Annotated in this window: 4 protein-coding genes; 1 reads left to right on the forward strand and 3 read right to left on the reverse strand. The window is 73.1% G+C overall.

The features are described 5' to 3' along the window. Positions 1-110: 110 nt before the first annotated feature. Both pabB and AAHZ94_RS24340 read right to left on the reverse strand, forming a co-directional pair. A complete protein-coding gene (pabB, locus tag AAHZ94_RS24335; protein WP_349995225.1) occupies positions 111-2,342 on the reverse strand; it encodes an aminodeoxychorismate synthase component I in 2,232 nt (743 codons plus the stop codon). Positions 2,343-2,505: 163 nt separating this feature from the next. Next, positions 2,506-3,216 (reverse strand): methyltransferase domain-containing protein, encoded by a 711-nt coding sequence (locus AAHZ94_RS24340; RefSeq protein ID WP_349995226.1) that lies wholly within the window; start codon positions 3,214-3,216, stop codon positions 2,506-2,508. A 264-nt stretch (positions 3,217-3,480) separates the two neighbouring features. Between AAHZ94_RS24340 and AAHZ94_RS24345 the strand changes: the two genes are divergently transcribed. Next, positions 3,481-5,427: a helix-turn-helix domain-containing protein gene (locus tag AAHZ94_RS24345; RefSeq protein WP_349995227.1), complete on the forward strand. Its 1,947-nt coding sequence runs from the start codon at positions 3,481-3,483 to the stop codon at positions 5,425-5,427. A gap of 562 nt (positions 5,428-5,989) precedes the next feature. Here the strand turns inward: AAHZ94_RS24345 and AAHZ94_RS24350 are convergent. Next, on the reverse strand, positions 5,990-7,213 hold the full coding sequence (locus AAHZ94_RS24350) for an IS701 family transposase (protein ID WP_349995228.1): 1,224 nt from the start codon (positions 7,211-7,213) through the stop codon (positions 5,990-5,992). Between the last annotated feature and the right edge of the window lie 468 nt (positions 7,214-7,681).

The following is a 7,681-nucleotide window of genomic DNA, read 5'->3' on the forward strand; positions in this document are numbered from 1 at the left end:
TCGGAGTCGTTCATCATGCGGCGCAGCAGCCAGTCCAACTGGCGCCGGTCGTCCTCGGCGGCGGTCAACACGGGCAGATCAGCGGGTCAACGAGTCAACGAGTCAACGAGTCAACGAGTCAACGCATCCTGTCGCAGGGCCGGGAGCCGTGCCCCGGTGAGCGCGGTCAGCGGGGCCGCCTTGACGACGGTCTCCGCGTACTCGGCCTCGGCGTCGGACAGGGCGATGATGGCGCCGCCGACGCCGTACCGCACCCGGCCCGGGGTGAGTACGGCGGTGCGGATCACCACGCTCAGATCGGCCGCGCCGGTCAGCGAGAAGTAGCCGATGGCGCCGGAGTAGATACCGCGCGGCCCCCCTTCGAGGCGGTCGATGATGTGCATGGTGCGGATCTTGGGGGCGCCCGTCATCGAGCCGGGTGGGAAGGCCGCCCGTACGCAGTCCACCGCGGACATCTCGGGCCGCAGCCTGGCCCGTACGGTGCTGACCAACTGGTGCGCCTTGGCGTACGACTCGACGCGGAAGATCTCCTCCGCCTCCACCGAGCCGAGCCGGGCACAGCGGCCGAGGTCGTTGCGGACCAGGTCCACGATCATCAGGTTCTCGGCCCGGTCCTTCTCGCTGGTGAGCAGGTCGGCGATGAGTTCACGGTCCTCCTCGGGGGTGGCGCCGCGCGGCCGGGTGCCCTTGATCGGCTTGGACTCGGCGCACCCGTACCGGTCCACGCTGAGGAACCGTTCGGGCGAGGTGCTGAGGACGCTGACGCCGGCGAAGTCGAGGAAGGCGGCGAACGGGGCGGGGCTGGCCCGCCGCAGGTGGCGGTATGCCTCCCAGGGCTCCAGGTCGCCGCGGGCCTCGGCCAGGTTGGTCAGGCACACCTCGTACGTCTCGCCCCTGCCGATCTCGGTGAGGCACTCGGCGATGAGCTCGCGGTACCGCTCGGGGCTGTGCCGCAGGGTGAGTTCGCCGGTCGGCAGTGGGGGTGTGGGCGCCGGCAGTTCGGTGTCGACCAGGGTGGCGAGCCGCTCGGCCGCCGTGTCGAGCCAGTCGCCGGCCGGTGCGCCGTCGCCCTCGGCCAGTGCCAACAGGTGGCTGGTCCCGGTGGCATGGTCGATGACCAGGGCCCGGTCGCTGAAGACCATGACCGCGTCGGCGTCCTCCGCCGGGTGGGCGCGCTCACCGCCGCACTCCGCCTTGAGCTCGTATCCGAGGTAACCGACCCAGCCCAGGGCGAAGTCGACGGGCAGTTCGGGTGCCGTGGTGCGCAGCCCGCGCAGGTCCCGGTCGAGCCAGGAGAGGAACCCGCCGGCGATCACCTCGGTGCCGGAGCGGGAGCGGACCGTCACGGTGCCGCGGGTGGCATCGGCGCTCGCCACCCGGGCGAGCGGGCCCGACGCGTCGCCCATGATGGAGAACCGCCCCGGCCCGGCGTCGGGCCGGCTGCTGTCCAGCCAGTAGGCGTGGTCACCGCCGTGGAACAGGGCGGCGAAGGTGGCCTCGTCGCTCCCCCGCGTGGGCAGCGTCCGGCACAGCACCCGCAGCTCGCGCTGGTGCTGGGTGGGCGGGGGCGTAGGCGGCGAGGTGGACGGGGGCGTGCGCAACTGGGTGGGCGTAGGCGTACGCAACGAGGCGGGCGGGGGCGTGCGCGGCGGGGCGGGTCGATGGACGTCGGCCGGTCGGGAGCGGGGGCGGGGGCGGGGGCGCTGGCCCACCAGGCCGCTGGTGGTGAGGAGGGCGGCGCGGGGGCCGCGCGAGGTGCCGCGGGTGAACCGCTCGCTCAGGTCCCGGAAGTTGGCCAGCAGACGGTGCCCGTAGTTCCCGGCGATGGACTCGGGGTGGAACTGCACGCCCCACTGCGGCCGGTGGCGGTGGCGCAGCCCCATCACCACGCCGTCCGCGGTCCAGGCGGTGGCCTCAAGCTCGGGCGAGAGGCCGGTGACGGCCAGCGAGTGGTACCTGACCACGTCGAACGGCGAGGGGACGGCGGCGAACAGCCCGGTGCCGTCGTGCAGTACGGGCGAGATGCGGCCGTGGCGCGGTTCCGGTGCCGGGACCACCTGCGCACCGCTCAGCAGCCCCAGTCCCTGATGGCCGAGGCACACGCCGAGCAGCGGAATGGTGGACTCCTCAATCACCTCGCGGCAGATGCCGAAATCGGCCCGGCGAGCGGGGTTTCCCGGCCCCGGTGACAACACGACGTTGTCGAACGCGGCCAGGTGGGCGGTGCGCCAGGTGGGGTCGTCGTTGGTGATGACGTCCGGTTCCCGCCCGTTGACGTCCGCAAGGTAGTGGACGAGGTTGTAGGTGAATGAGTCGTAGTTGTCTATCAGTAACGTGCGCATGGGCGTGCCCATGGTCGATCCCCCTCCGTCAGGCGAGGGCCGGGCACGTCACGGCCGAGGGCCCATCGCGTATGGACGGCCGTCGCCTCGCACGACTCCGTCGCCGGGCGCCCGTTCCCGTCCAGGCGCCCGCTCCCGCCGCGGCGCACCGCACGTTGCCGGCCTAGTCGCGCCGGGCGACCACCTCAAGCAGCGTGTGCTCGATCTGGTGCTCGCCCTCGCGGGCCGACAGGGTGCGGGCGGCGATCAGACGACAGCCGCTCTCGTCCGCCACCTGCTCCAGTGCGGCCCGGTCTCCCCGGCTGCTGAAGTGCAGCAACACGCGCCCGCCCGGGGCCAGCCAGGTGCCCGCCTCCGCGAGGTAGCGGCGGTGGGCCGCGTACCCCGGATCGACGTAGCTGCGCTCGTGCATGTCGCGGTAGGCGTAGTCGGCCGGCGCCAGCACGTAGTTGGAGTGCCAGAAGATCACGTCGAAGCGCTCGCCGGGGTCCAGGCCGTCGAACAGGTCGCTGCGCACCGCGCGCACCCGGTCGGTGACGCCGTGCCGTGCCGCGTTGCTGGCCGTGTTCCGTACGGCCTGTGGGTTGATGTCGGCGGCGACCACGCGTTCGCACCCGGCGACGGCGCTCAGCACGGCGACCACCCCGGTGCCCGAGCCGATTTCGAGTAGGGAACCGGAACGTGGCGTGAGGTGCGGGGACAGCCCGAGGAGGGCGAGGGAGTGGCCGGACGAGGGCGAGATATCCGGAGCAAACACCTCCGGTAGGAGATCCCACTCCCGGCCGTCCAGCAGGAACGTTTTCGGACGTTCTCCGCTGCGTAGCGCCTCGCGGCTGCGCGCCAGTGAACGTCGGTAATCGCGGACGTCCGACACCTACATCACCCCAAACCCCCGGTGAGCCCACGCTCACCACTTCGACGCAGGTCAACTCTCGGTTATGCAACCGGAGTGCCGGAAGGTGACCCAGCAACACTGCCGGCCCCCCGGGGTGGTGCCCCAGCCACCACCCGTAACCGGCCTTACATTCTTTCGCGCTTTTTGGGCATCGTTGAGGGCGCAAGTACGGCTGGTAAGACCGCGTGGCATACGCGCGTGGATCCATACTCAGCCGTGACTCAGGGGGTGCAGGCAACGGCCATGCCGGATGAAAAAGCGGAATCAGACGTTCTCGCCGTACTCGAACTGCTCGCCAAGCAAGCCCCGATGGAATGGTATGAGGCGCTGACCGAGGAGGCCCGACAACAGGGTCTGTCGGCGCAGGAAACCAACCGATTGGAGCGGGCGAAAAGACTCGGGTTGATCGTCCACACCCAAGTGCAGCGCCACCAGCGCCGTGAATCGGGGCTGAGTGCGCTGGTGGACACCGCGCGCGAACTCTCCCACCCGCAGGACCTGCACACCGTGCTGCGCGCCGTCACCCGCCGCTCCAGGCTGCTGCTCGGTCTCGACATGTCGTGGATCAGCTTCCCCGACGACGATCCGCGCTACAGCCTCGTCCGCTCGTCCGACGGGCACATCTCGGCCCTCAACGTCGGCCTGCGACTGCCCTACGGCGAGGGCATCGGTGGCGACGTGATGTCAAGCCCGGCCCCCTTCTGGACCGCCGACTACCTCGCTGACCAGCGCATCCGTCACAGTCCCGCGATCGACCAGGTGGTGCGCACGGAGGGGCTGCGGGCCATGATGGGCGTCCCGCTCAGCCAGACCCAGCCACCGTTCGGCGTGCTGTACGTGGCCGACCGCAACGTGCGGCACTTCACGGCCGACGAGATCTCGCTGATGGCCTCGCTCGGCCAGTTGGCCGGGGCGGCGATCGGCAAGGCCGAGTCCGCCCAGCGCACCACCGATCAGGTCACGGAGTTGCAGGAGCGCGTGGCGCACACCGAGGCCACGCTCCAGAGCAACCAGGAGTTGAGTGACTCCCACATCCGCCTGGTGGACCTGGCGCTCAACGGCGGCGAACTGCACACCCTGGCCAGCGAGGCGAGCAAGGAACTCGGCGGCATGGTCCGGGTCTACGCGCCCAACGGCACCACCCTGGCCTCCTGTGGGGACACCGTGGAGGCGATGGAGACCGCGCTGGAGGCGGCGTCCCTGGACGCCCACGCGGCGCGCGAGCCGGTGCCGCTGGCGCACGGCGGCTGCGCGGCGCCGATCTCCGCCGGGGCCGAGGTGCTTGGCACCCTGTTCCTGTACACCGGGCGGCCGGTCTCCGAGCGCGACCGGCAGGCGCTGCGCCGCGTCACCCAGGCCATCGCGGTGCTCCTGCTGCTCGACAAGAGCCGCACCGCCGCGGTCGAGGGGCAGGTGCGTGACGAGTTCCTGGACGACCTGCTCACCCGCTCCCAGCGGCCGGTCGCCCAACTGGAGCGCCGCGCGAGACGGTTGAACGTCGAGCTGAACACGCCGCACGTGGTCGTGGTGGCCAGACCCGAGGGCGAGGCGCAGGGCAAGGCCGCCATCTGGGCCTCGTCCTACGCGCAGCGGATGAACGGGCTGAAGAGCCGGCACCAGGGCTGTGTGGTGTTGCTGCTGCCGGGCACCGACGCCGGCGAGGCGGCCCGCGCGGTCGGCGAAGAGCTCTCGCCCCTGCTCGGCCATCCCGTCACGGTCGGCGCGGCCGGCCCGGTCACCGGCCCGCGCGCCGTCTACGACGGACACCGCGAGGCACAGCGCTGCCTGGACGCGCTGACCGCACTCGGCGCCACCGGAGGCACCGCTTCCGCCAGGGAACTCGGCTTTCTGGGCGTGTTGTTGTCCGACCACCACGACGTGGAGGGGTTCATCACCACCACGATCGGCCCGGTCCTGGACCACGACGCGCAGCACTACACCGAACTCACCCACACCCTGGAGGCGTACTTCGAGACGGGCGGCAGCCCCACGTACGCGGCCAAGCGGCTCCATGTGCACCCCAACACCGTCGCCCGGCGCATCGAGCGGATCAGCAGCCTGCTCGGCCCCCAGTGGACGCAGCCGGACCGGGCGCTTGACATCCATCTGGCGCTGCGGCTGACCCGGATACGTCGCGGTCTGCGCGGCGGCCCCGGCGCGTCCAGGGCCGATCACACGCCGGGGCCTTGAGCCCGGTGCCCGGGCCCTGAGCCCGGCCGGGGCGCCACCTGCGCCCACGCGCCGCCCCGGCCCCGCCTGTCCTCGCCCCGCCCTGGCTCGCCGACAGGCTTCCGCAGCGCACCCGCCGCCCCGCCCCGGCCCGTACCGTGCCGCTCCCGGCCGACGCCACGTACCTCGTCCGGCCGCCCCGCGACCCACGCCCGGCCGTGCCACGGCCCGCGCCCGGCAACGCTCCGTACGCGGCCGGCAGTCCGAAGCGCACTGCCACGCGTGCTGTGTGCCCAGGCCACCGCGGCGATCCCCTACCCACCGCCGGGCTGCGCCCACCCGCGCAGGGTTCTCCCGCCCACGCCCACACCGTGCTTCCCGGCCCGTCCCACCCTGCGCCCGCGTCTCCCCCTTCACCCGCCCGCACCCCGCACTCCCCGGGTCCGCACCGCTCGGGCCCGCGCTGCCCGGGGCTCACACGCCCGTCACGCGCCGCGGCGTACGGGCCGGCCGTGCCGGGGCACAGCGGGTCCGTACGCCAGAGCGGTCGGGTGGTGGTGGGGCCGCCTCGTCCGGGTGGCCCTCAGGCCGTACGGGACAGGCGGCGGCCGTCCACCTCGCAGAGCGCGGCCCCCGCGTGCGCCGCTGACGCGAGGGTGACGTGCCGGTGCCAGCCGCCGAACGAGCGCCCGGTGTAGTCGCGGATGCCCACCCGGTCGCTGATCCGGCCGAAGTCGTGGTCGACCCGGTGCAGCAGATGGGCGATGCGCAGCAGCGGCGCCGGCTGCGCGTCGACCATGTCGGTGAGCCACACCTCGGCCGGCCACCGCTGGCCGTCCTCGCCCACGCCGAGCAGCAGCAGTTCGCCGCCGTCGGCCCCGGCCCCACCAGGCCCGGCGGGCAGCCGCACCCGGACCCCCGCCACCAGGGCCGGGGTCGGCGCACCCGCCGAGTGTCCGGGCAGCAACACCGGGCGGCGCAGCCGGCGGGCCAGGCCCAGGATCTGGTAGGCCGACAGCGGTTCCGGGCCGCGGCCCGGCAGCGCCGGGTCGTCCACCACCAGGCGGACCATGTTCCCCGCCCGGGCCAGGAACGGCCCGCGCCGGGCGGCCCGCAGCCTGCGGATGGTGCCGACCGGGTCGGGCCCCGCCGCCTCAAGCACCACCGGCCGCATCGGCAGCCCCCAGCTCTCGGTGATCTGGAGGTAGGCCGCCACGGCGCAGTCCGCGTGCGACTCCGGCACCACCTCGTCCGGAATCGCCGAACGTCGCCTGCGGTCCTCGTCGTCGATCCACGAACGGGGCAGGTGCAGACGCCAGTTGATCGGGCTGCACAGCGTCGCGGAACCGGCCCACACGCCCACCGCCTGCTGTGCGCTGAGCACCTGACCGAGCGCGGGGAAGTAACGCTTCTCCACCCCCACCGTGCTCTCCCCGGTCTTCGGGATGACCAGGGGCCGCACCACGTAGGCGTGCGGCGGCACGGCACGGGCCACGTAGCGGGCCAGCGCCTGCCGCACCGGGTCCCAGTCCCAGGTGGAGCCCGAGACGAAGTGGTGCAGGCTCTGCTCGGCCGCCTGGCCGCCGAGCAGCATCGCGATGTTCCGTATCGTCTTGCGCCCGTGCGTCCCCAGCAGGCACCAGAGGTAGTCCCTGCCCTTCTTCCGCTGGTCGCTGCGGGGCAGCGAGGCGAACAACTCCGCACAGAGATCGTTCAGTACCGCGTCATGCGCCTCCGCAAGTGCGGGCCGTTGGACCCGTCGCGGAACTTTCTCGAACTGCTCGATGGATAAGGCAGGACTGCTCACGAGACCCCCACTCAACGAGACGTACCGTCACTTGAGTCGCCCCTGAACCGTGCCCTCCGCCCCGCCGCCGCGCCCAGCGCCGCAGAGCACACCGTGCCCACACCCCACGGTGGCCCCGGCACCACCGCGGTCCGTGGCCGGGCAGCGGCCCACCGCCCCGCCCCCGTACGGGGTGTGACGCCGTCACTACGCCGCCCCGCAGAACCCCCACCGGTTGCGCGCCGGCCACGCGCCGGGGGCGCACGCTGTACGGTCTTCTGCCGCGACGGGCCGCGGCACGGCTGGCGGGCCCGCCCCCCTACCGGCGGACTCCCAGGGCCCGCCCCCTACCGACGGACCCCCAGGGCGCGCCGCCGCCCATACGAAAGGGGGGCCCCCCCCCCCCCGGGCGGGGGGGGCCGGCGCGGGGGCCCCCGGGGGGGGGGGGGGGCCCGCGGGGGGGGGGCCCGCCGGGGTATGGGGGCGGGT

The sequence above is a fragment of the Streptomyces sp. HSW2009 genome (assembly GCF_040240285.1).
Taxonomy (GTDB): Bacteria; Actinomycetota; Actinomycetes; order Streptomycetales; family Streptomycetaceae; genus Streptomyces.

Bases quoted from the DNA above. Each gene is read 5' to 3' on its own strand.
- pabB (WP_349995225.1), bottom strand. From the start codon at position 2,342: ATGCGCACGTTACTGATAGACAACTACGACTCATTCACCTACAACCTC.
- AAHZ94_RS24345 (WP_349995227.1), top strand. From the start codon at position 3,481: ATGCCGGATGAAAAAGCGGAATCAGACGTTCTCGCCGTACTCGAACTG.